Consider the following 23,328-nt stretch of genomic DNA (forward strand, 5'->3'; position numbering starts at 1 on the left):
CAGCAAACCCGACGGACGCGGTGTGCCAGATAAAACCCAAGAGCCTAACCTTACTGCCGCTTCGCGCCAGATCGCGGGGCAAGCCGCGCTCCTACATGGATGGCGAAGGTTTACGCACGGCACATTAAATGCTTCACCTGTCTATACAGCTTGTCCGACCCTCAACCGACAGGAGCTCGCATGACCGCTCACACCCATCTCCCACTGATCGACATGGCCGGCGTTCGCGAAGGCGACCCGGCGGCGGTCTCCCGTGCCGGTGAGGCGATTCGCAAGGCCTGCGGCGAAACCGGGTTTTTCTACATCATCAACCATGGCGTGCCACAACCCGTGATCGACACCGCCATGGCAGCGGCGAAGACTTTCTTTGCCTATCCGGCGGACGTGAAGCGTCAGGTGGCGGTGAACAAACGTCACCGTGGCTGGCACGCACTGGGCGGTGCGCTAATGTACGAAGCGACCAAGCCGGACTTCAAGGAGTTCTTCAGCATGGGGCTTGAACTCCCGGAAGACGATCCCTCTGTGCTGGCGGGCGAGGCCTTGCGTGGCCCGAATCAATGGCCGGACTTCATGCCGGAGTTGCGCATGGCGCTGGACGCCTATTACGAAGAAATCGGCCTGGCCGGCGCCGACCTGCTCAAAGCAGTCGCGGTAGGGCTGGGGATCGAGCCCGGTTTCTTCGAGCCTAAATACGGCAAACGCTTGCAGCGCACACAGATGGTGTACTACCCGCCGCATCCGCCGATGGCCGAGACCGATCAGTTCGGCGTTGCACCGCATACGGACTACGGTTGCATCACGTTGCTGTATCAGGACAACAGCGGTGGTCTGCAGGTCCGTGAGCTTGGCAGCAACAACTGGATCGACGCCACGCCCATTGAGGGGAGTCTGGTGGTCAATGTCGGGGATCTGCTGGCGCGCTGGTCGAATGATCGCTTCCGCTCGACGTTGCATCGGGTGATCAATAAATCAGGGCATGAGCGGTATTCCATTGCCACGTTCTACGATCCGACGTATGGGGCGGTGGTGGATCCGTGTGATCTGGGGATCGATGCGGCGACCAGCCTTTACCCACCCGTGGCGGCGGGGAATTACATCCTCAAGCGCATCGATGATTCGATGGCGTATCGCAAGAAGGCGCAGTGACCTGCCTTTCATTTTTTTTGTGGGAGCGAGCTTGCTCGCGAATGCGGCGGGTCAGGTACATCGGAGCTAGAGGGTGTATCGCTTTCGCGAGCAAGCTCGCTCCCACAGGTACTGGGTGGGTCAGGCAACCTGTCTTTCACAGACATATCTCCATCGTCCGGATGCAGCCAAGAGCGAGCTCACTCCTACAGTGTTTTGCGTCAGGCATAAAAAAGGGGAAGCAGACCCAGATCTGCTTCCCCTCTTGCAGCTTGCAGCTGCTCTTTAAATGACCGCCAGAATCGCCTGGGTCACGGCCTCGATGTTGCGCGTGTTCAACGCCGCCACACAGATACGGCCAGTGTCCAGCGCGTAGATCCCGAACTCGTTGCGCAGGCGATGCACCTGCTCGGTGGTCAGGCCCGAGTACGAGAACATCCCACGCTGACGCGCCACGAAGCTGAAATCCTGGCCGGCGGCGTTGTTCGCCAGACGGTTCGTCATCTCTTCACGCATGGCACGAATGCGCAAACGCATTTCGGCCAGCTCTTCTTCCCACTTCTGACGCAGCTCAGGGCTGTTAAGCACGGCGGCGACGATGGTTGCACCATGGGTCGGCGGGTTCGAATAGTTGGTGCGGATCACACGCTTGACCTGCGACAGGACACGCGCGGTTTCTTCCTTGGATTCGGTGACGATCGACAGCGCGCCCACACGCTCGCCGTACAGCGAGAACGACTTGGAGAACGAGCTGGAGGCGAAGAAGGTCAGGCCCGAATCAGCGAACAGACGCACGGCGGCGGCGTCTTCGTCGATGCCGTCGCCAAAGCCCTGATAGGCCATGTCGAGGAACGGCACGTGGCCTTTGGTCTTCAGGACCTCCAGGACTTTTTTCCAGTCGTCCAGGGTGAGGTCAACGCCGGTCGGGTTGTGGCAGCAGGCGTGCAGAACCACGATCGAACCGGACGGCAGGTTCTGCAGGTCTTCCAGCATGCCCGAGCGATTGACGTCGTGGGTGGCGGCGTCGTAGTAACGGTAGTTCTGCACCGGGAAACCGGCGGTTTCGAACAGGGCGCGGTGGTTTTCCCAGCTCGGGTCGCTGATGGCCACAATGGCGTTTGGCGACAACTGTTTGAGGAAGTCAGCGCCGATTTTCAGGGCGCCGGTGCCGCCGACGGCCTGCACGGTCATCACGCGGCCAGAAGCCAGCAGTGGCGATTCGGCACCGAACAGCAGGGTTTGGACGGCTTTGTCGTAGGCGGCGATGCCATCAATCGGCAAGTACCCGCGCGGAACGTGTTGAGCGACGCGAATGTCCTCTGCTTCGGCAACGGCACGCAGCAGCGGAATTTTCCCTTCTTCGTTGCTGTAAACGCCTACACCCAGGTTGACCTTGGTGGTACGGGTATCGGCGTTGAATGCTTCGTTGAGGCCCAGGATAGGATCGCGTGGTGCCATTTCGACAGCGGAAAACAGGCTCATTTTTGCGGCGGCTCTGAATGGGAGTGAATGGGTCGCATCGCTCCGGCCGAATGCACTAGAGCGGTGCACAAACGGGGAGTCAGTATAGAGAGCATCGCGGGCGGGGGCGACAGGTCGGGGCTGGTTTTTTCCGGGTTTTTCCGATTATTTTCGACCATTAGTCATGTGACGCTGACTAATGTCCTGAGGATGGCTTGAAAGCTGGCGTTATGGACACCATTTGTAGTCCCATCATTCTTTTCTTCGTACGTCTTTTCCTTTGACGGGATCAGTCGTCCGCGCTCATTACGCTCTGGCCCGGAAGTCTCCTTCAGGCGAGAGCGAACACAGAGGTAGGTTATGTCCGAGTTTCAGCTCGTTACCCGTTTTGAGCCGGCCGGTGACCAACCGACGGCGATCCGCCAACTGGTCGAGGGCATCGACGCGGGGCTGTCGCACCAGACCCTGCTGGGGGTGACCGGTTCGGGCAAGACCTTCAGCATTGCCAACGTCATCCAGCAGGTGCAGCGCCCGACGCTGGTGCTGGCGCCGAACAAGACGCTGGCCGCTCAACTGTATGGCGAATTCAAGGCGTTCTTCCCCAACAATGCCGTTGAATACTTCGTGTCCTACTACGACTACTACCAGCCGGAAGCCTATGTGCCGTCGTCCGACACCTTCATCGAGAAGGACGCGTCGATCAACGACCACATCGAGCAGATGCGGTTGTCGGCCACCAAGGCGTTGCTGGAGCGCAAGGACGCCATCATCGTCACGACCGTGTCGTGCATCTACGGTCTGGGCAGTCCGGAAACCTACCTGCGCATGGTGCTTCACGTCGACCGTGGCGACAAACTCGACCAGCGCGCCTTGCTGCGCCGCCTGGCCGACCTGCAATACACCCGCAACGACATGGACTTTGCCCGGGCGACCTTCCGCGTGCGCGGTGACGTGATCGACATTTTCCCGGCGGAATCGGACCTGGAAGCCATCCGCATCGAGCTGTTCGACGACGAAGTCGAGAGCCTGTCGGCCTTCGACCCGTTGACCGGCGAAGTCATCCGCAAACTGCCGCGCTTTACCTTCTACCCGAAGAGCCACTACGTCACGCCACGGGAAACCCTGCTGGACGCGATGGAAGGGATCAAGGTCGAGTTGCAGGAGCGCCTGGAATACCTGCGCGGCGCCAACAAACTGGTGGAAGCGCAACGTCTGGAGCAACGCACCCGGTTCGACCTGGAGATGATCCTGGAGCTGGGCTACTGCAACGGCATCGAAAACTACTCGCGCTACCTGTCGGGTCGTCCTGCCGGGGCGCCGCCGCCGACTCTCTACGACTACCTGCCGCCTGACGCACTGCTGGTGATCGACGAATCCCACGTCAGCGTGCCGCAGGTCGGCGCCATGTATAAGGGCGACCGCTCGCGCAAGGAAACGCTGGTGGAATACGGCTTCCGGCTGCCGTCGGCGCTGGACAACCGGCCGATGCGCTTCGATGAATGGGAAAGCGTCAGCCCGCAGACCATTTTCGTATCTGCGACACCGGGCCCGTACGAAGGCGAGCACGCCGGGCGAGTGGTCGAGCAGGTGGTGCGTCCGACCGGTCTGGTCGACCCGCAGATCGAGATTCGTCCGGCCCTGACGCAGGTGGACGATCTGCTGTCAGAGATCCACAAACGCGTGGCGCTGGAAGAGCGGGTGCTGGTTACCACGCTGACCAAGCGCATGTCCGAGGACCTGACCGATTACCTGGCCGACCACGGCGTGCGGGTGCGTTACCTGCACTCGGACATCGACACCGTGGAACGCGTCGAGATTATCCGTGACCTGCGTCTGGGCACCTTTGATGTGCTGGTGGGGATCAACCTGCTGCGCGAGGGCCTGGACATGCCCGAGGTGTCCCTCGTGGCGATTCTCGACGCCGACAAGGAAGGCTTCCTGCGTTCCGAGCGTTCGCTGATCCAGACCATTGGCCGCGCGGCGCGTAACCTCAATGGGCGGGCAATCCTGTACGCCGACCGCATCACCGGCTCCATGGAGCGGGCAATTGGCGAAACCGAACGCCGTCGAGACAAGCAGATCGCCTTCAACCTGGAAAACGGCATCACCCCGAAAGGCGTGTTCAAGGACGTCACCGACATCATGGAAGGCGCCACCGTGCCCGGCTCGCGCAGCAAGAAGCGCAAGGGCATGGCCAAAGCCGCCGAAGAGAACGCCAAGTACGAAGCCGAGCTGCGTTCGCCGAGCGAGATCACCAAGCGCATTCGTCAACTGGAAGAGAAGATGTACCAGCTGGCCCGCGACCTGGAGTTCGAAGCCGCGGCACAGATGCGCGACGAAATCACCAAGCTTCGCGAGCGGTTGCTCGCAGTTTGATCGCAGGTTGAGCAAACGAGGAATTTCTGTGGGAGCGAATTCATTCGCGATGGTTGTACAGGCGGTGCACCTCTGGCGCCTGATCAATTTTTCGCGAATGAATTCGCGCCCGCAGGTTCTCTGCACGGCATACGGCTTGATGAGATCCCCGTAGGAGCGCGCTTGCCCGCGATTACGGTTTGACTGTCAATACATGAGTTGCAGGCAGACAGCTATCGCGGGCAAGCGCGCTCCTACAGGGAAAGACCTCAATGCGCCGCGCCACCCTTGATCCCCTGCGGCAGCTTCCTGGTCAGCATCACTGCCAGCATGCTGATCCCCAGTGCAATCCCGACGAAATGAAACGCATCGTTGTAGGCCATGATTGCCGCTTGCTGGTGGGCGATTTCGCTAAGCTTGCCCAGCGCGGCCGTCTCGTTGCCCAGCCGGTCCGTGAGTTGTGCCATGCGCTCAGCGACCTGCGGGTTGGCGGGGGAGATGGACTCTCGCAAGTAGTCAAAGTAAGTCTTGGTCCGTGCATCCAGCAGGGTCGCCAGCAAGGCAATGCCGATGGCGCCGCCGAGGTTACGCAGGATGTTGAACAGGCTCGACGCCGACCCTGCGTCCTGGGGCTGAATGAACGCCGTGGCAATCAGCGAGATGGTCACCATGATCAGCGGCTGACCCAGCGCGCGAACGATCTGGATCTGATTGAATTGCGGACCGGCGAAATCAGGGTTCAGCACGCCCGATGAAAAACTCGCGATCCCGAACAGGCCAAAACCCAAGGTGCAGAGCACCTTCGGCGAAATGATCTTCATCAGTTGCGGCACCAGCGGAATCAGAAACAGCTGGGGAATGCCCATCCACATGATCACTTCGCCGATCTGTTGCGCGTTGTAACCCTGTATCTGCGCCAGATAAAGCGGCAGCAAATAGATCGAACCGTACAGCCCAACGCCCATCCCGACACTGGAAATGCTCGACAGCCCGAAATTGCGGTTACCGAGGATGCCCAGATTGATCAGCGGTTTGGGTTTGGAGAACTGGATGATTACAAAGGTGATCAGGCTGAGCAGGGCGATGCTGCCCAGGCTCACGATGAGGTTGGATTCCAGCCAGTCCTTGCGATGGCCTTCCTCCAGAAACACCTGAAGACAGCCCAGGCCGACGCCAAGGGTGACAATGCCGGCGTAGTCGGTGCTCTTGAGCAACTCCCAATGCGGCGCCTTCTTTTCAAGCCCGTACATCAGACCGGCGATCATCACCAGACCTGGCGGGATGTTGATGTAGAAGATGTATTCCCAACCGAAGTTTTCCGTCAGCCATCCTCCGAGGGTGGGGCCGATGGAGGGCGCGAAGGTGGCAGTCATGGCAAACAGCGCCATGCCTTTTGCGCGATGGTGTTCGGGGAGTTTGATCAACGTCAGGGTAAACGCCAGCGGGATCAACGCGCCGCCTGTGAAACCCTGCATGGCGCGAAACACGATCATGCTCTCCAGGCTCCAAGCCATCGAGCAGAGCAGGGACGAGACCAGAAATCCCAGTGACACCCACACCGCCAACCGTCGCGCTGACAACAGCTGCACCAGCCAGGCGGTGAGCGGGATCATGATGATCTCGGCCACCAGATAGGACGTGGAAATCCACGAGCCTTCTTCGAGGGTCGCCGACAGCGCGCCTTGAATGTCCTTGAGCGACGAGTTGGTGATCTGGATATCCAGCACCGCCATGAACGCACCGAGCATCACGCTCATCACCGCGATCCAGTCGCGCCGGGTCGGCTCACCGACCGCGCGGATCAGCTCGTCACCGGCCACTGTGCGCGTCGTTTGCAGGTTTAACGTTGACCGAAACCGTCACCGACATGCCGGGACGAATCTTGCCGTGCAGCGGATTATCGGCCGCGAATGTCAACTTCACGGGAATGCGCTGCACGACCTTGGTGAAGTTGCCGGTGGCGTTGTCCGGTGGCAGCAGGCTGAACTGTGCGCCGGACGCGGCGAACAGGCTGTTGACCTGCCCCTTGATCGGCGTGCCGGGGAAACTGTCGAACGTCAGCTCGGCGGACTGGCCGATCTCCATGTGCTCGATCTGGGTTTCCTTGAAGTTGGCCTGCACCCAGATGTCTTCATCGGGCACGATGGACATCAGGTATGCACCCGCCTGCACGTACTGACCGTTGCGCGCCGCGCGCTGGCCGACCAAGCCGCTGATCGGCGAGTGGATCTCCGTGCGCTGCATATTGATCTCGGCTTGAGCCAGATCGGCGCGAGCGGTGGCGATCTGCGCGTCGAGGCGCTTGATATCGGCGTTCAGCGCGTTGACCTGCTGACGCTGGCTCTGCGCGTCGGCCTGGGCCTTGGTGACTTGAGAACGTGCGACATTGCTGTCGGCGGTCATGGTGGTGACCTGCGCTTCCGACACGAAGCCCGGCGTGCGCAGCTTTTGCAGGCGTGCCAGGTCGATCTGCGTGCGGCCGAGCGTGGCTTGATTAGCCTGCACTTGCGCGTCGCTGGCCGCGATGAGGCTGGACTGCTGGGTCAGCTTGCTTTGCGCCTGCAGACGTTCGGCTTCACGCGTGGCGAGGGTGGCCTGCGCGCGGTCGATCGCCAGACGGAAATCATCGGGTTCCAGACGCACCAGCAACTGACCTTTTTCGACGTGCTGGTTGTCCTGCACCAACACCTCGGTGACGCGCGCGCCTAGCTGGCTGGACACTCGGGTAATTTCGCCCTGTACGTAGGCGTTATCGGTGGTTTCATAAAAACGTCCTTTTAAATACCACTGGGCAAAGAAGGCGAGGGCGATCAACAGGACCACCCCGAAGAAGATGAACAGGCGGCGTTTCAGTTGGGCAGGCATGGTCATTCTGGATGATTGGAATGTAAGGAAATTTATCAGCAAAGAAGGTCTGGCACCTAGCCATCGTTGAAATAATGACTGGAAGTGATAATTCGGTATTCATTTATGGTGCCGAGTGATGGACGGGCTACGCTGAGTTTCCACCTGCGCGAATCTGTCCCGTGATCCGGTTCCGGCGCTGGAGCCGCGAGGGCTGCGCCTGTTAAGATTCTCGGCTTGTTCGACCTATTCGGAATTTTCCATGACCACCGTTCGTACCCGCATCGCGCCATCGCCTACCGGCGACCCCCACGTTGGCACGGCTTACATCGCACTCTTCAACTATTGCTTTGCCAAGCAACATGGCGGCGAATTCATCCTGCGCATTGAAGACACCGATCAGCTGCGCTCGACCCGCGAGTCCGAACAACAGATTTTCGACGCGCTGCGCTGGCTCGGCATCGAATGGAGCGAAGGCCCGGATGTCGGCGGTCCGCACGGCCCGTACCGTCAAAGCGAGCGTGGCGACATCTACAAAAAATACACCCAGCAACTGGTCGACGCCGGTCATGCCTTCCCGTGCTTCTGCACCGCCGAAGAGCTGGACCAGATGCGCGCCGAGCAGATGGCCCGTGGCGAGACCCCGCGTTACGACGGGCGTGCGCTGCTGCTGTCCAAGGAAGAAGTCGAGCGCCGTCTGGCGGCAGGCGAACCGCACGTCATCCGCATGAAAGTGCCGAGCGAAGGCGTGTGCATCGTGCCGGACATCCTGCGCGGTGAAGTCGAAATTCCGTGGGACCGCATGGACATGCAGGTCCTGATGAAGACCGACGGTCTGCCGACCTACTTCCTGGCGAACGTGGTCGACGACCACCTGATGGGCATCACCCACGTGCTGCGCGGCGAAGAGTGGCTGCCGTCGGCCCCGAAACTGATCCTGCTGTACGAATACTTCGGCTGGGAAAAACCGGCGCTGTGCTACATGCCGCTGCTGCGTAACCCGGACAAGAGCAAACTGTCCAAACGCAAGAACCCGACCTCGGTGACGTTCTACGAGCGCATGGGCTTCATGCCCGAAGCGATGCTCAACTACCTGGGCCGGATGGGCTGGTCGATGCCGGATGAGCGCGAGAAGTTCTCGTTGCAGGAAATGGTCGACAACTTTGACCTGAACCGCGTCTCACTGGGCGGTCCTATCTTCGACATCGAGAAACTGTCCTGGCTCAACGGCCAGTGGCTGCGTGAGTTGCCGGTCGAGGAGTTCGCTGCGCGTGTTCAGAAGTGGGCGTTCAACAGCGACTACATGATGAAAATCGCGCCGCACGTTCAGGGACGCGTGGAAACGTTCAGTCAGGTCGCACCGCTGGGTGGTTTCTTCTTCGCCGGGGTCGTCAACCCGGACCCGAAACTGTTCGAGCACAAGAAACTGTCGCCGGAGCAGGTGCGTCAGGTGATGCAGTTGATCCTGTGGAAGCTGGAATCGCTGCGTCAGTGGGAGAAAGACACCATTACCGGTTGCATTCAGGCGGTGGTCGAGCACCTCGAGCTGAAGCTGCGCGACGCCATGCCGCTGATGTTCGCCGCGATCACCGGTCAGGCCAACTCGGTGTCGGTGACCGATGCCATGGAAATCCTCGGTCCGGACCTGACCCGCTTCCGTCTGCGCCAGGCGCTTGACCTGCTGGGCGGCGTTTCAAAGAAAGAAAACAAAGAGTGGGAAAAGCTGCTCGGCGCCATCGGCTGAGTGACGCCCGACCGCCGTGCGTAGCCGAACCCGGGCGCACGGTGGCCGAGCAACTCCCTGATTCTTCAGGGGAGGGCGGTAAGTGATTGTTATCCCGGAAAATTCTTTTGGAATTTGTTGAAAAAAAGTTTGACAGGTATGTGGGTCGCACTTAATATGCGCCCCGTCCACACGGCAACACAGAAACACGGCGGCAACGCAGGGTGATCTGAGAGTGTAATGTGGGGCTATAGCTCAGCTGGGAGAGCGCCTGCATGGCATGCAGGAGGTCAGCGGTTCGATCCCGCTTAGCTCCACCAATTTAGAAGCGTCAAGGTTGGCTACACTGCCTTGAGGTTTGTACCGCAAAATCGGAACCAGCACCGATTCAGGTACACAAGGGTTACGTCCCCTTCGTCTAGTGGCCTAGGACACCGCCCTTTCACGGCGGTAACAGGGGTTCGAGTCCCCTAGGGGACGCCAGTTTTACCGAGTGATGCCAGCAGGCTGATCTCCGTCGAGAGACGTAAATCCGGGGCTATAGCTCAGCTGGGAGAGCGCCTGCATGGCATGCAGGAGGTCAGCGGTTCGATCCCGCTTAGCTCCACCAAATTTGCCAGGGTTCGTTAATGATGTTCATGACGAACCTGACTGAAGGTTTTGCGTCCCCTTCGTCTAGTGGCCTAGGACACCGCCCTTTCACGGCGGTAACAGGGGTTCGAGTCCCCTAGGGGACGCCACGATTTCTCGCTCTGCGAGACCAAGGGTCATTCGATTATTGAATGGCCCTTTTGTTTTTCTGGGGTTTTATTTTCCCTTCCTTCCGTTGATGACCACGGCTCGTGGTTTCACATCGCGACTTGCCATCCCGCATGATGCAGATAATATTACTGCCATCATCCCGGAGGCGGACATGAACGATAAAAAAGCACAAACCCGCGAACGTATTCTCAATGCGGCCAGCGTCGCATTGATCGCACGCGGCCCGGTCGAGCCCAGCGTCAACGAGATCATGGGCGCGGCGGGGCTGACAGTGGGTGGTTTCTACGCGCACTTCGACAGCAAGGAAGCCTTGATGCTCGAGGCGTTCAACCAGTTGCTCGGCGAGCGACGGGACATGGTTGCGAAAATAGACGACCAGCTTCCCGGCGAAGAGCGGCGCGCTCTGCTGGCCGCGTTTTATCTGTCTCGCAAACACCGTGATGCCGAAGATCACGCCTGTCCTCTGCCCACGGCGATCGGGGAGATGGCGCGTCTGTCGGATGATTTTCGCGGCGCGTTATCCGAACACATCGAGCTGATGGTCGCGCAGCTGGCCTCCAGCCCGGAAGAAACCGACAAGACCCTGGCTGACATTGCCCTGATGCTCGGCGGTCTGGCGCTGGCGCGAGCGCTGGGCCCCGGCGAGTTGTCAGACCGTGTGCTGCGTGCCGCCAAGTCGGCCATGCAGTGAGGCGTTCGCGACAGAGGCGGACTCTGCTGACGCGCTTTTGGTTACACTGCCCGCGAACGAACTAACGAGGGGCAGGAACGAGCATGGTCTGGGATCTGGCAACGCCATTCGTCATCGATCTGCACGTGGGCGAGGACGACATCGATGGATTGGGGCACGCCAACAATGCGGTGTACGTCACCTGGCTTGAGCGCTGCGCGTGGCGCCATTCACAGCAGTTGGGGCTCGATCTGACCGAGTACCGGCGACTGGATCGGGCCATGGCCGTGGTCCGGCATGAGATCGACTATCTGGCCAGCGCCTATCAGGACGACGAACTGCAATTGGCGACCTGGATCGTCGATTGGGATCAGCGCCTGAAGATGACCCGACGCTTTCAGCTCAGGCGGCCCAGTGACGGCGTGACGTTGCTTCGCGCGCAGACCACCTTCGTGTGCATCGAATTGTCCACGGGCAAGCCCAAACGCATGCCTGCTGAGTTCATCGAAGGGTATGCGCCTGCTTTACAGACGGTAGCGTCCTGACGTCCGGCGCCTTCGGCCCGTTCCCAAGCACGCCGCCACTGCGTAAACTGCCGGACTTTTTTCGAGTGTGACCCCATGCAAATTGCTCTGGCGCCCATGGAAGGCCTGGTCGACGATATTCTGCGCGATGTGCTGACTCAGGTCGGCGGCATCGACTGGTGCGTGACCGAATTCATCCGGGTGACCGAGCGTCTGTTGCCTGCGCACTATTTCCACAAGTTCGCCTCCGAGTTGCTGACGGACGCCAAGACCCGCGCGGGCGTGCCGCTGCGCGTGCAGTTGCTGGGTTCGGACCCTGTGTGTCTGGCAGAAAACGCAGCCTTTGCCGCCGAGCTGGGGGCTCCGGTGATCGACCTGAACTTCGGTTGCCCGGCCAAGACCGTCAACAAGTCGCGGGGCGGGGCGGTGCTCTTGAAAGAGCCCGAGCTCCTGCATTCGATCCTCAGCCATGTCCGCCGCGCGGTGCCCGCACACATTCCGGTCACCGCCAAGATGCGCCTCGGTTACGACAGCACCGAGCCGGCGCTGGATTGCGCCCGTGCGCTGGAAGCGGGTGGCGCCGAACACATCGTCGTCCACGCCCGGACCAAGGTCGATGGTTACAAACCGCCGGCGCACTGGGAATGGATCGGTAAGATCCAGGACGTGGTGAAGATTCCGATCATCGCCAACGGTGAAATCTGGACCGTCGACGACTGGCGTCGCTGCCGCGAAATCTGCGGGGCGCGGGACATCATGATCGGGCGCGGTCTGGTCGCACGTCCCGATCTGGGGCGGCAAATCGCGGCGGCAGAAGCCGGGCGCGAGGTCGTCGAGATGACCTGGGAGGAGCTGCAACCGCTGTTGCGCGTGTTCTGGCTGCAGGCATTGGCAAAGATGACCCGCGTGCAGGCGCCAGGGCGTCTCAAGCAGTGGGTGGTGCTGCTGACCAAAAGCTATCCCGAAGCCGTCGTCCTGTTCGATGCGTTGCGCCGTGAAACGGACTGCGAGCGCATCAGCCAGATGCTCGGTGTGGTCGAACAGGAAGCTGCCTGAAAAAATTTTCATAGCGACTCTTGAAACAGAAGTGACCGTCCCTATCTTGGGATTACGCGATGCCGAAGTCGGGTCGCGGAGACAACCACTTGCTGATTTATCAGGAGATTATCATGACTACCGCTTTCTCTCTGGCTCCCCTGTTCCGTTCTTCCGTGGGTTTTGACCGCTTCAACGACCTGTTCGAATCGGCGGCCCGTAACGAGTCGGCCAGCAGCTACCCTCCCTACAACGTCGAGAAACACGCAGACGACCAATACCGCATCGTCATCGCGGCTGCGGGTTTCCAGGAAGAAGACCTTGAGTTGCAGGTCGAGAAGGGTGTGCTGACCGTCACCGGCAGCAAGCGCGACAACACAGCGGAAGGCGTGACCTTCCTGCATCAGGGCATTGCCCAGCGCGCGTTCAAGCTGTCGTTCCGTCTGGCCGACCACATCGAAGTGCAAAACGCCGCACTGGCCAACGGCCTGCTGAACATTGACCTGTTGCGCCTGGTGCCTGAAGAGGCCAAACCAAAACGCATCCAGATCAATGGTCAGAAAACCCTGGCGCACTGATCCAGACGCCAGCCATAAAAAAGGCGCCCCTCGGGGCGCCTTTTTTGCGTGGGTTGACTGCCCGCTTATTGCCGCTGTGGGACTTACAGGACTCTTTCACGCAACAACGCTTCAAACCCCGCCACGGGCAGCGGCTCGCTGAACAGAAATCCCTGATAGAAGTGGCAATCCAGTTGTGCGAGAAAATCCAGTTGTTCCTGTTTTTCCACCCCTTCGGCGATGATTGCCAGATTAAGGCTGGCGGCCATGGCGACGATTGCGCGGACGATTTCGGCGTCGTTGGGGTCGCTGGTGGCGTCGCGAACGAATGACTGATCGATTTTCAGGGCGTCCACTGGCAGGCGCTTCAGGTAGGTCAGCGATGAATACCCGGTGCCGAAATCATCCATGGCGAAGCTGATGCCCATGTGTTTGAGCTTCAGCATTTTGGCGATGGTGTCGTCCAGATTCTGTATGACGATGCCTTCGGTGATTTCCAGTTTGAGCAGGCGATTGGGCAGTTCATAGGTGTGCAAGCAGCGTTCGACGCGCTCGACGAAATCCGACTGGCGAAACTGCCGTGGGCTGATGTTCACGCACAGGCTGAAATCGTCGACATTGATCAGCCCTTTGTGCAGCAATTCGCTGCCGGTTTTGCAGGCTTCTTCCAGAATCCAGTTGCCAACCTCAAGGATCATCCCGCTCTCTTCCATGACCTGAATGAACTGGTTGGGCGCCAGATGACCCAGGCTCGGGTGTTGCCAGCGCAGCAGCGCCTCGGCGCCGATGATGCGATTACCTCGGGTGTCCACCTGGGGTTGATAGGTGAGGCTGAACTCGCCGCGTGCCAGAGCCTGGCGCAAGTCGTTTTCCAGGCGCAAGCGGTCGCTGGCCGCCTTCTGCATGGTGCTGTGAAACATCTGTATCGCGTTACGGCCCGAGTCCTTGGCCCGGTACAGCGCAATGTCCGCGCGCTTGAGCAGGTCGGCCGGAGTCGAGCCGTGGTCGGGAATCAACGCCACGCCAATGCTGGGCGTGACCTGCAAGCGGTGACCGTCGAGAAACATCGGCTCGGAGAGCAGCTCACGCAAGGTGTTCGCCAGGCTTTGGACCTGATCGACGACCTCGTCCCGCGATCCCTCCAGTCCGCTGATCAGGACGACAAACTCGTCGCCTCCCAGCCGCGCCACGGTATCTTCAAGCCGAACGCTGGCTTCCAGTCTCGCGGTGATGATCTTCAGCACACTGTCGCCGACCGGGTGCCCCAGCGAATCATTGATGTGCTTGAAATGATCCAGGTCCAGGAACAGCAGGGCACCGCGCAGGCTGTGGCGTTTGAGCAGGGCAATCTGCTGGCTGAGGCGGTCCATCAGCAATGCGCGATTGGGCAGGTTGGTCAGGGAGTCGTGGTAGGCCAGATGCTGAATCTGGGCCTGCGCGTTCTTCAATTGACTGATGTCACGCGCGGTGATGAGCAAGCATGGGGTGTCGTCGAGCAACAGCGGGTCGATGGAGACGTCGACCGTGATGAGTTCACCGTTCTTGTTGCGCCCCAGCAACTCACGGTTACGCACTTTGCCCTGTTCTTCGATTTCCTGAATCAACCGCGTGCGTTGGGTGATGTCGGCCATGATCGAGAATTCGAACACCGTGCGGCCGACGACATCGCTGGCGCTGTAGCCGGACAGGCGAGAAAAGCCGTCGTTGACTTCGATGTACCGGCCGGAGTCCCGCTCGGTGATGATGATGGCGTCCGGGCTTGAGTGAAAGGCGCGGGCAAACTTCTCTTCACTGGCCTTGAGTGCCTGCTGTGCCCGCTTGTGTTCGGTGTTGTCGATGAAGGTGCTGAGCAGATAAAGGCCGTCGCTCAAGCTTATTTTCTGAGTGTAAAGCGTGCCGTCGTGTTCGCGGCCATCGCGGCTGCGCCACTGGCTTTCCAGGCTGGCGGCTTCGTCGCTGGCGAAGGTTCGGTCCAGCGCCAGTTGGCGTTGCAGGGAATCGATCCAGAGCCCGATTTCCAGCGTGGTACGGCCCATGCACTCGGCCATCGGCCAACCGAAGGTGGTCTCGAAATGGCGGTTGGCGTTGCAGATCAGGCCGTCTTCGAAGCGCGTGAGCAGGACCACGTTGGGGCTGAGGTTGAACAGGGTCGCGAAGTGTTTCTCCGATTCTTTCGCGGTCAACGCCAGGTCATTTGGTGTGAACAATGGGCTGTCAGCGGTTATGGGCATGTGATCACGAGCCTTCAGAGAGTCAAGCCGGTATGTCGATCAGTAAGCATCACCGCTCAGGCAACAGTTGCCTGGGCATCGAGCAGCGTCATGAACGCCTTGGCGGCGTTCGACAGCGTACGTTCCGTGTGAACAATGTAGCCTAGCTGGCGGCGCAGCTGTATGCCCGGCAATGGAATGCTGGCGACTTGCTCGTCGAGCATGGTTCTGGGGAGCACGCTCCAGGCCAGCCCGATGGACACCATCATCTTGATCGTCTCCATATAGTTGGTGCTCATGGCGATGTTGGGCTTGAGCCCTTGCGCCTCGCACAGGCCGCTGACGATGTGATGGGTGAAGGTATTGCCGCCCGGAAACACGGCAGGGTAGCGGGCGATGTCGGCCAGGCTGACATTCGGCATCGTGGCCAGCGGGTGTTCTGGGGCAGCCACAAAGTCCAGTGGGTCGTCCCAGACCCTGACCGCCTTGACCAGCGAATGGGGCTCCGGCGCCAGAGTGATCACCGCCAGTTCCGCGCGCCCGTGCAGGATCTCCTCATAGGCGACCTCGGAATCCAGAAACTCGATATCCAGCGCCACATCGGGATAAGCGCGGGTGAACGCCCTCAACACTGGTGGCAAGCGGTGCAGGCCAATGTGGTGGCTGGTCGCAAGGCTCAGGCGGCCGGTGACCTCGCCGGTCAGGTTGGTCAGCGCCCGCCGGGTATCGTCCAGTACGTTGAGGATCTGGTAGGCGCGGGGCAGAAGGGCCCGTCCGGCCTCCGTCAGGCTGACTTCCCGACCCAGACGGTCGAACAGGCGTACATTGAGTTGCTGCTCAAGCCCGGCAATGCGTTTGCTGATGGCGGGCTGAGTCAGGTGCAGGCGTTCACCGGCCCCGGAAAAGCTGCCGGTCTCGGCAATGGAAATAAAGGCATTGAGGTTCGCCAGGTCCATCTCGAATTCCTATTGGTTATCCAAAGCATGAAAAATATGAATTTGAGTTATTTAAGCATATTCCCTAGCATCTCCCCCACAAGCCAAGGGGTCTTTGAATCGTCACCGTGATGACGATGACCCAAGGCATAGAAACAAGCTGATGAGGAAATCGTCTGATGGCCGGCAAAACGCTCTACGACAAGCTCTGGGATTCGCATTTGGTCAAACAGCGCGACGATGGTTCGGCGCTGCTGTATATCGACCGTCACATCATTCATGAAGTGACCTCACCACAGGCGTTTGAGGGCTTGCGCCTGGCTGGCCGCAAACCATGGCGCATTGACGCCAACGTCGCCACCGTTGACCACAACGTGCCGACCACCCCGGACCGTAAGGACGGCGTCGACGCCATCGTCGATCAGGTGTCGCGCCTGCAGGTCAAGACCCTGGACGACAACTGCGACGAATACGGCATCACCGAATTCAAGATGAACGACGTGCGTCAGGGCATCGTCCACGTCATCGGCCCGGAGCAGGGCGCAACCTTGCCTGGCATGACCGTGGTCTGCGGCGACTCTCACACCTCGACGCACGGCGCCTTCGGTGCGCTGGCCCACGGCATCGGCACCTCCGAGGTCGAGCATGTGCTCGCCACGCAGTGCCTGGTCGCCAAGAAAATGAAAAACATGCAGGTGAAGGTCGAAGGCAAGCTGCCGTTTGGCGTCACCGCCAAGGACATCGTCCTGGCGATCATCGGCAAGATCGGCACCGCCGGCGGTAACGGCCACGCCATCGAGTTCGCCGGCAGCGCGATTCGCGACCTGTCCGTTGAAGGCCGCATGACCATCTGCAACATGTCCATCGAGGCAGGCGCTCGTGTTGGTCTGGTGGCCACCGACGAAAAGACCATTGCCTACGTCAAGGGCCGTCCTTTCTCGCCAAAGGGCGAGCAGTGGGACATGGCTGTCGAGGCCTGGAAAAACCTGGTGTCGGACGATGATGCGGTGTTCGACACCGTGGTCGAGCTGGACGCCACCCAGATCAAACCGCAAGTGAGCTGGGGCACGTCGCCGGAAATGGTCCTTGCGGTCGATCAGCATGTTCCTGATCCTGCGAAAGAAACCGATCTGGTCAAACGTGGCTCGATCGAGCGCGCTTTGAAGTACATGGGCCTCAAGGCCAATCAGGCGATTACCGACATTCAGCTGGATCGCGTGTTCATCGGTTCGTGCACCAACTCGCGGATCGAAGACTTGCGTGCTGCCGCCGACATCGCCAAAGGCCGCAAAGTGGCCTCGACCATCAAGCAGGCGATTGTCGTCCCGGGTTCGGGTCTGGTGAAAGAGCAGGCAGAAAAAGAAGGCCTGGACAAAATCTTCCTCGAAGCCGGTTTCGAATGGCGTGAGCCAGGGTGCTCGATGTGTCTGGCGATGAACCCGGACCGTCTGGAAAGTGGCGAGCATTGCGCGTCCACTTCCAACCGTAACTTCGAAGGCCGTCAGGGTGCCGGTGGTCGTACTCACCTGGTCAGCCCGGCGATGGCAGCGGCGGCAGCGGTCAATGGCCGTTTCGTCGATGTCCGCACCATGAGCCAGCAATAAGGAGCCCCGCATGAAGCCTTTTACTCAACACACAGGTTTGGTCGCTCCGCTGGATCGTGCCAACGTCGACACCGATCAGATCATTCCCAAGCAGTTCCTGAAGTCGATTCGTCGCACCGGTTTCGGTCCTAACCTGTTCGATGAATGGCGCTATCTGGATGTGGGTCAGCCATACCAGGACAACTCCAAGCGTCCGGTGAACCCTGATTTCGTGCTGAACCACGAACGTTATCAAGGCGCCAGCGTGCTGTTGGCCCGCGAAAACTTCGGTTGTGGCTCGAGCCGCGAGCACGCGCCGTGGGCGCTGGAAGAGTACGGTTTTCGCAGCATTATCGCGCCGAGCTACGCCGACATCTTCTTCAACAACAGCTTCAAGAACGGCCTGCTGCCGATCATCCTGAGCGAAGCAGAGGTCGACGAGCTGTTCAAGGTGGTCGAAGCGAACCCCGGTTATCAGCTGAAAGTGGACCTGCAGGCACAGACCGTGACCCGCGAAGACGGCACGGTACACACCTTTGAAATCGACGCGTTCCGCAAGCACTGCCTGCTCAACGGCCTGGACGACATCGGCCTGACCCTGGTGGATGGCGATGCAATCGCGACGTTCGAGGCCAAACACCGCGCTTCGCAGCCTTGGTTGTTTCGTGACTGATTGAATGTGTGTCGTCTGGACGATTCGCGAGCAAGCTCGCTCCCACAGGTTCGGCGTTGGACCTTGAATGAGGTGTTGAGGGGCAAGCTGACTCCACAGGTTCGGCGCTGGACATTGAATGAGATGTTGAGGGGCAAGCTGATTTCCAAAGGTTTGATGTTGGACCTGAGTAACGCGGTCCTGTGGGAGTGAGCTTGCTCGCGAAGATGGCCTGACAGTCACCCGACATGGTCGGATTGGTCGCAGGCCTGTGGTACCCGCTTTTTCAATCGGCGCTCCTGAAGCGCCGATGCACTTATTGAAACGAGGATGTTATGAGCAAGCAGATTCTGATTCTCCCAGGTGATGGCATTGGTCCGGAAATCATGGCCGAAGCGGTCAAGGTGCTGGAACTGGCGAACGAGAAGTATCAGCTGGGCTTTGAACTGAGCCACGACGTCATTGGCGGCGCAGCCATCGACAAGCATGGCGTGCCGCTGGCCGACGAGACGCTGGACCGTGCCCGTGCTGCCGACGCCGTCCTGCTGGGCGCTGTGGGTGGACCGAAGTGGGACGCCATCGAGCGCGACATTCGCCCTGAGCGCGGCCTGCTGAAAATCCGTTCGCAACTGGGCCTGTTCGCCAACCTGCGTCCGGCGATCCTGTACCCGCAATTGGCCGACGCTTCGAGCCTCAAGCCTGAAATCGTCTCGGGCCTGGACATCCTCATCGTTCGCGAGCTGACCGGCGGTATCTACTTCGGCGCGCCACGCGGCACCCGCGAGCTGGAAAACGGCGAGCGTCAGTCTTACGATACCCTCCCGTACAGCGAGAGCGAGATCCGCCGCATCGCTCGCGTCGGTTTCGACATGGCCCGTGTACGCGGCAAGAAACTCTGCTCGGTGGACAAGGCCAACGTACTGGCGTCCAGCCAGCTGTGGCGCGAAGTGGTCGAGCAAGTGGCCAAGGACTACCCGGATGTCGAGCTGAGCCACATGTACGTGGACAACGCCGCCATGCAACTGGTCCGCGCGCCGAAGCAGTTCGACGTGATGGTCACCGACAACATGTTCGGCGACATCCTGTCCGACGAAGCCTCGATGCTCACCGGTTCCATTGGCATGCTGCCGTCGGCGTCGCTGGACTCGAACAACAAGGGCATGTACGAGCCTTGCCACGGGTCGGCGCCGGACATCGCGGGCAAGGGCGTGGCCAACCCGCTGGCCACCATCCTGTCGGTGTCGATGATGCTGCGTTACAGCTTCAATCAGCACACCGCAGCCGATGCCATTGAGAAGGCCGTCAGCCTGGTGCTGGACCAAGGCCTGCGCACCGGTGATATCTGGTCCGAAGGTAATGCCAAGGTCGGTACGCAGGAAATGGGTGACGCCGTAGTCGCCGCGCTGCGCAATCTGTAATATCTCGGGCCCACTGCCGCAAGATCGAGTCGAAAGGCTCTCTGCGAGGAGGGGCCCCACTTTTAATTAAGGTGTAGTTGCGATGAAACGTGTAGGTCTGGTCGGTTGGCGCGGTATGGTTGGTTCCGTGCTCATGCAGCGCATGCTGGAAGAGCAGGATTTCGATCTCATTGAGCCGGTTTTTTTCACCACCTCCAACGTCGGCGGACAAGGTCCGTCGGTGGGCAAGGACATTGCGCCGTTGAAGGATGCCTACAGCATCGACGAGCTCAAGACCCTGGACGTGGTACTGACCTGTCAGGGCGGCGACTACACCAACGAGGTGTTCCCGAAGCTGCGTGAAGCAGGCTGGCAGGGTTACTGGATCGATGCGGCGTCGGCCCTGCGCATGCAGGACGACGCGGTGATCATCCTCGATCCGGTCAACCGCAAGGTCATCGACCAGCAACTGGATGCCGGCACCAAGAACTACATCGGCGGTAACTGCACCGTCAGCCTGATGCTGATGGGGCTGGGCGGCTTGTTCGAAGCCGGTCTGGTCGAGTGGATGAACGTCATGACCTATCAAGCGGCCTCCGGTGCCGGCGCGCAGAACATGCGTGAGCTGATCAAGCAGATGGGCGCGATCAACGCCTCGGTTGCTGACGAACTGGCGAACCCTGCCAGCGCGATTCTGGACATCGACCGCAAAGTGGCCGAAGCCATGCGCGGCGAGAGCTTCCCGACCGAGAACTTCGGCGTGCCGCTGGCGGGCAGTCTGATTCCATGGATCGACAAGGAACTGCCGAACGGCCAGAGCCGTGAAGAGTGGAAAGGTCAGGCAGAGACCAACAAGATTCTGGGCCGCTTCAAAAGCCCGATCCCGGTCGACGGCATCTGCGTGCGCATCGGCGCCATGCGTTGCCACAGCCAGGCGCTGACCATCAAGCTGAACAAGGATGTGCCGATTGCCGACATCGAAGGCATGATCAGCCAGCACAACCCGTGGGTGAAGCTGGTGCCGAACAACCGTGAGGCGAGCATTCAGGAACTGAGCCCGACGTCGGTGACCGGCACGCTGAACATTCCGGTAGGGCGTCTGCGCAAGCTGAACATGGGTTCGCAGTATCTGGGCGCGTTTACAGTGGGTGACCAGTTGTTGTGGGGTGCCGCTGAGCCGTTGCGTCGTATGTTGCGGATTCTGCTGGAGCGTTGATTCGCTTTTTGTGTTTCAAATAAAAAACCGCCTGTTAGGGGCGGTTTTTTTATGGGTTTGATTTGGGGGCGGCCTAGGTGTGTCTTATCCGTGTTTTTTGGCGGCGCGGGGAGGGTTTGGCCTAACGGCCAAACTGTTTCGCCTTCGGCGAGTTACTTGAAAGCCGGAATGCCGGACCATCCCCACGTAACTAAGGGTCAGGCTCCTGGTTTGGCCTCGACTTCGTCGAGGTACCGTAACGAAGGCGACGCTCCGTGGGCCCGCGCCGAACGGACATCCCTGTCCTGACGGCGCTCTCGCGGCATCCATGCCGCTCGACCCACTCCACGCCACCTGCGTTCAGCCTGCACCCAAGTCGCGTTTGGTGGTGTCTGGACTGTCGCGCACAAGAGGAGTGCGAGCTGGAGCTAACGCTCATCGCATCTCGATTCATGCATCCATCTCCCGCACGCCACTCTTTATTGTAGGAGCGTGGCTTGTGTCTGGGCCGCATCCGGACGATCTGCCGGGAACCGGCAGCAAGACCTGCGCATTCGCAGTGTCAGGAATAGTCGAGTCGCCTGATTTTGCTACCGCTGCGCGGTAGATCGTCCGGATGCGGCCCAGACACAAGCCACGCTCCTACAGGTATCGCGTCGCCCTGATATTCCTGCTCCTGCTGTTGATTTTGCTCTTCGACATCAATGGTCCAAAACGCCACCAATCGCGACTTGGCTGCAGGCTGAACCCAGGCGTAAAAAACGCCGCCGCAAGACTCTTCAAACCTGCTCCGGCGGCGGATCATCCTTACGCCGACGAAACAACGTCCCGCGTTTCCAGTGCTTCCCAAACCGGATCCCCGGCGCTTCGATGTAGCAATGGGTCAACATCGACACCACCACCACGGCGATGACCACAAAGAGCATCAGCAAGTTATCGTTCAGCGCAGTCCCCGTGCTCAGATAACGCACCATCGTGCCGCTGGTTTCGCCCGGCCGGTCGACCAGCCATGACAGGCCGCTGAACTTCGCCGCCAGCGTGATGACTGTCGCCAGCACGAATATCACCGCCGCATGGGTCAGGTAAATGGACAGCCACAACTTGCCCAGCGCCGGGAACAACCGCAGGCGCAGGAGTCCGGACACCAATCCGGCCTCATAAGAAAAAATCAGCACCGCCGCGCAGAACAGCAGCCCAAGCTCGATGGTCAGCGGCGGTTCGCCCTGCGTCATGACCCAGTAAATCGCTGCCAGCACACCCACCTCCAGCACCGTGGCGAATGCCGGACCCGGCACCGAGTCATGTAGCCGCACGTACAGGCGGTAAGTGATCGCGCCGGCAAAGAAACACGAAGCCCCCCACAGCACGTTGCGCGGGATCAGGTTGAAATCCTTGTACAGCGCGATGAACGCCAGGACGCACAGCAGTGAAAACAGCTTTCGCGCCAGGCCCGGCAGGGAGAACAGGATCAGCGCGAAGATCACCCACAGATAGAATTCGACACTGATGAACCAAGAGGGGTAGTTGAACGACAGGGCATTGAACGTCGGCCACCAGGCCTGGATCAGCAGTAGATTAGGCAGGATCTCGCTCGGCGCGCGGTCGCCGCTGAATGCCGGGTAATTCAGCGACAGGCCATATCGCTCCATCACCAGTTTCAGGCACTCGAACCCGATGAAAAACAGCAGCACGGCGACGTGCAAGGGCACCACGCGACAGGTTCGCGTGATCATGAACTCGCCCAGTTGGCGAGGCGTGGCCAGGTGACCGATGTAGCGCCGGTAAATCAGAAAACCGCTCAAGGCGAAGAAGAAGCCCACGAACTGGCTGGCGTTTCTGAAAAACGTCAGCTCCGTGATGCTGCGCTCAATGTGCGAGTGATGAACGATCAGCGCGACGGCACACAGGCCGCGAAAGCTGTCGAGCACGAGAAATCGCTTCATCTTACGGGTCCTTTTGCAGATGAGTGTAGACCGTGGATGGCAGGTGGCTATCGGCGTCTGATGTCGCCTGAGCTTAAGGAACAGCGTGTGAAAAAAACGCGAGGGATGGTTACCACCTTCGGCACTGGAGGCTGAATGGTCGGTGAGGCAACGAGGATGTCTGGAGCAGCCCGGGGATCCGGGGCAGAACGGAGTATGCCTGAGTGAACCGAGGAGCTGCCAGATTCAGCGGCGAAGGCGAGGCGTGCACTCGTGGCAAAATGTAAAGATCCCACAATATGGGATAGCAATTTACATATTGAGATAATTCTGTTTCCGGGTTTATAGTTCGCCCCGCATTCACTCATTAATAACAAT

General features: G+C 59.9%; 16 protein-coding genes, 4 tRNA genes and 1 pseudogene. 15 read left to right on the forward strand and 6 right to left on the reverse strand.

Annotated features, from left to right (window positions below; all coding sequences use genetic code 11):
* The first annotated feature begins 180 nt into the window (after positions 1-180).
* Positions 181-1,146, forward strand: a complete 966-nt coding sequence (locus ABDX87_RS24210; RefSeq protein ID WP_346830154.1) for an isopenicillin N synthase family dioxygenase — start codon at positions 181-183, stop codon at positions 1,144-1,146.
* A 264-nt stretch (positions 1,147-1,410) separates the two neighbouring features.
* Here ABDX87_RS24210 and ABDX87_RS24215 read toward each other — a convergent pair whose 3' ends face one another.
* Positions 1,411-2,607, reverse strand: a complete 1,197-nt coding sequence (locus ABDX87_RS24215; RefSeq protein WP_346830155.1) for an amino acid aminotransferase — start codon at positions 2,605-2,607, stop codon at positions 1,411-1,413.
* A gap of 339 nt (positions 2,608-2,946) precedes the next feature.
* On the opposite strand from ABDX87_RS24215, the gene uvrB reads away from it, so the two are divergent.
* Positions 2,947-4,962 (forward strand): excinuclease ABC subunit UvrB, encoded by a 2,016-nt coding sequence (uvrB, locus tag ABDX87_RS24220; protein ID WP_346830156.1) that lies wholly within the window; start codon positions 2,947-2,949, stop codon positions 4,960-4,962.
* A 248-nt stretch (positions 4,963-5,210) separates the two neighbouring features.
* On the opposite strand, the gene ABDX87_RS24225 is transcribed toward uvrB, so the two are convergent.
* Together ABDX87_RS24225 and ABDX87_RS24230 are read right to left on the reverse strand one after the other, a co-directional pair.
* Positions 5,211-6,701 (reverse strand): MDR family MFS transporter, encoded by a 1,491-nt coding sequence (locus ABDX87_RS24225; protein ID WP_346833609.1) that lies wholly within the window; start codon positions 6,699-6,701, stop codon positions 5,211-5,213.
* A 49-nt stretch (positions 6,702-6,750) separates the two neighbouring features.
* Entirely contained in the window at positions 6,751-7,806 is a 1,056-nt protein-coding gene (locus tag ABDX87_RS24230) for an HlyD family secretion protein (RefSeq protein ID WP_346830157.1), read from the reverse strand.
* Between the two features lie 241 nt (positions 7,807-8,047).
* Between ABDX87_RS24230 and gltX the strand changes: the two genes are divergently transcribed.
* From gltX to ABDX87_RS24275, 9 genes are all read left to right on the forward strand, one after another.
* Entirely contained in the window at positions 8,048-9,529 is a 1,482-nt protein-coding gene (gene gltX / locus ABDX87_RS24235; protein WP_346830158.1) for a glutamate--tRNA ligase, read from the forward strand.
* Between the two features lie 223 nt (positions 9,530-9,752).
* Positions 9,753-9,828 (forward strand) — tRNA-Ala (locus ABDX87_RS24240).
* 87 nt (positions 9,829-9,915) lie between these two features.
* Positions 9,916-9,991, forward strand: a tRNA-Glu gene (locus ABDX87_RS24245).
* Positions 9,992-10,042: 51 nt separating this feature from the next.
* Positions 10,043-10,118 (forward strand) — tRNA-Ala (locus ABDX87_RS24250).
* 54 nt (positions 10,119-10,172) lie between these two features.
* Positions 10,173-10,248: transfer RNA gene (locus ABDX87_RS24255), tRNA-Glu, on the forward strand.
* Between the two features lie 173 nt (positions 10,249-10,421).
* On the forward strand, positions 10,422-10,961 hold the full coding sequence (locus ABDX87_RS24260) for a TetR/AcrR family transcriptional regulator (protein ID WP_346830159.1): 540 nt from the start codon (positions 10,422-10,424) through the stop codon (positions 10,959-10,961).
* 83 nt (positions 10,962-11,044) lie between these two features.
* Complete coding sequence (locus tag ABDX87_RS24265; RefSeq protein WP_346830160.1) at positions 11,045-11,485, forward strand: acyl-CoA thioesterase; 441 nt, start codon at positions 11,045-11,047, stop codon at positions 11,483-11,485.
* A 75-nt stretch (positions 11,486-11,560) separates the two neighbouring features.
* Positions 11,561-12,520: a tRNA dihydrouridine synthase gene (locus ABDX87_RS24270; protein WP_346830161.1), complete on the forward strand. Its 960-nt coding sequence runs from the start codon at positions 11,561-11,563 to the stop codon at positions 12,518-12,520.
* Positions 12,521-12,633: 113 nt separating this feature from the next.
* Positions 12,634-13,077 carry an Hsp20 family protein gene (locus tag ABDX87_RS24275; protein WP_346830162.1) on the forward strand — a complete coding sequence of 148 codons (444 nt, stop codon included), beginning with the start codon at positions 12,634-12,636 and terminating at the stop codon, positions 13,075-13,077.
* 83 nt (positions 13,078-13,160) lie between these two features.
* Here ABDX87_RS24275 and ABDX87_RS24280 read toward each other — a convergent pair.
* Positions 13,161-15,239, reverse strand: a pseudogene (locus ABDX87_RS24280) (putative bifunctional diguanylate cyclase/phosphodiesterase); the annotation flags it as partial.
* A gap of 104 nt (positions 15,240-15,343) precedes the next feature.
* Positions 15,344-16,222, reverse strand: a complete 879-nt coding sequence (locus ABDX87_RS24285; RefSeq protein WP_346830163.1) for a LysR family transcriptional regulator — start codon at positions 16,220-16,222, stop codon at positions 15,344-15,346.
* A gap of 158 nt (positions 16,223-16,380) precedes the next feature.
* Here ABDX87_RS24285 and leuC point away from each other — a divergent pair, with 158 nt between their 5' ends.
* The 4 genes from leuC to asd all read left to right on the forward strand — a co-directional run bounded on the left by leuC (position 16,381) and on the right by asd (position 21,049).
* A complete protein-coding gene (leuC, locus tag ABDX87_RS24290; RefSeq protein WP_346830164.1) occupies positions 16,381-17,805 on the forward strand; it encodes a 3-isopropylmalate dehydratase large subunit in 1,425 nt (474 codons plus the stop codon).
* A 10-nt stretch (positions 17,806-17,815) separates the two neighbouring features.
* The gene (gene leuD / locus ABDX87_RS24295) at positions 17,816-18,457 is read left to right on the forward strand and encodes a 3-isopropylmalate dehydratase small subunit (protein ID WP_346830165.1); all 642 of its coding nucleotides are present in this window, start codon (positions 17,816-17,818) and stop codon (positions 18,455-18,457) included.
* Positions 18,458-18,771: 314 nt separating this feature from the next.
* Positions 18,772-19,854, forward strand: a complete 1,083-nt coding sequence (gene leuB / locus ABDX87_RS24300; protein ID WP_346830166.1) for a 3-isopropylmalate dehydrogenase — start codon at positions 18,772-18,774, stop codon at positions 19,852-19,854.
* A gap of 82 nt (positions 19,855-19,936) precedes the next feature.
* Positions 19,937-21,049, forward strand: coding sequence for an aspartate-semialdehyde dehydrogenase (asd, locus tag ABDX87_RS24305; protein WP_346830167.1), 1,113 nt, complete (start codon positions 19,937-19,939; stop codon positions 21,047-21,049).
* Positions 21,050-21,807: 758 nt separating this feature from the next.
* On the opposite strand, the gene ABDX87_RS24310 is transcribed toward asd, so the two are convergent.
* Complete coding sequence (locus ABDX87_RS24310) at positions 21,808-22,971, reverse strand: acyltransferase family protein (protein ID WP_346830168.1); 1,164 nt, start codon at positions 22,969-22,971, stop codon at positions 21,808-21,810.
* Positions 22,972-23,328: the final 357 nt, after the last annotated feature.

Source organism: Pseudomonas abietaniphila, assembly GCF_039697315.1.
In the GTDB taxonomy this organism is placed as follows: domain Bacteria; phylum Pseudomonadota; class Gammaproteobacteria; order Pseudomonadales; family Pseudomonadaceae; genus Aquipseudomonas; species Aquipseudomonas abietaniphila_B.

What these genes read in the sequence shown, in the direction of transcription:
- ABDX87_RS24210 (WP_346830154.1), top strand. Translation starts at nt 181, where the DNA reads ATGACCGCTCACACCCATCTCCCACTGATCGACATGGCCGGCGTTCGC.
- ABDX87_RS24215 (WP_346830155.1), bottom strand. Translation starts at nt 2,607, where the DNA reads ATGAGCCTGTTTTCCGCTGTCGAAATGGCACCACGCGATCCTATCCTG.
- uvrB (WP_346830156.1), top strand. Translation starts at nt 2,947, where the DNA reads ATGTCCGAGTTTCAGCTCGTTACCCGTTTTGAGCCGGCCGGTGACCAA.
- ABDX87_RS24230 (WP_346830157.1), bottom strand. Translation starts at nt 7,806, where the DNA reads ATGCCTGCCCAACTGAAACGCCGCCTGTTCATCTTCTTCGGGGTGGTC.
- gltX (WP_346830158.1), top strand. Translation starts at nt 8,048, where the DNA reads ATGACCACCGTTCGTACCCGCATCGCGCCATCGCCTACCGGCGACCCC.
- ABDX87_RS24260 (WP_346830159.1), top strand. Translation starts at nt 10,422, where the DNA reads ATGAACGATAAAAAAGCACAAACCCGCGAACGTATTCTCAATGCGGCC.
- ABDX87_RS24265 (WP_346830160.1), top strand. Translation starts at nt 11,045, where the DNA reads ATGGTCTGGGATCTGGCAACGCCATTCGTCATCGATCTGCACGTGGGC.
- ABDX87_RS24270 (WP_346830161.1), top strand. Translation starts at nt 11,561, where the DNA reads ATGCAAATTGCTCTGGCGCCCATGGAAGGCCTGGTCGACGATATTCTG.
- ABDX87_RS24275 (WP_346830162.1), top strand. Translation starts at nt 12,634, where the DNA reads ATGACTACCGCTTTCTCTCTGGCTCCCCTGTTCCGTTCTTCCGTGGGT.
- ABDX87_RS24285 (WP_346830163.1), bottom strand. Translation starts at nt 16,222, where the DNA reads ATGGACCTGGCGAACCTCAATGCCTTTATTTCCATTGCCGAGACCGGC.
- leuC (WP_346830164.1), top strand. Translation starts at nt 16,381, where the DNA reads ATGGCCGGCAAAACGCTCTACGACAAGCTCTGGGATTCGCATTTGGTC.
- leuD (WP_346830165.1), top strand. Translation starts at nt 17,816, where the DNA reads ATGAAGCCTTTTACTCAACACACAGGTTTGGTCGCTCCGCTGGATCGT.
- leuB (WP_346830166.1), top strand. Translation starts at nt 18,772, where the DNA reads ATGAGCAAGCAGATTCTGATTCTCCCAGGTGATGGCATTGGTCCGGAA.
- asd (WP_346830167.1), top strand. Translation starts at nt 19,937, where the DNA reads ATGAAACGTGTAGGTCTGGTCGGTTGGCGCGGTATGGTTGGTTCCGTG.
- ABDX87_RS24310 (WP_346830168.1), bottom strand. Translation starts at nt 22,971, where the DNA reads ATGAAGCGATTTCTCGTGCTCGACAGCTTTCGCGGCCTGTGTGCCGTC.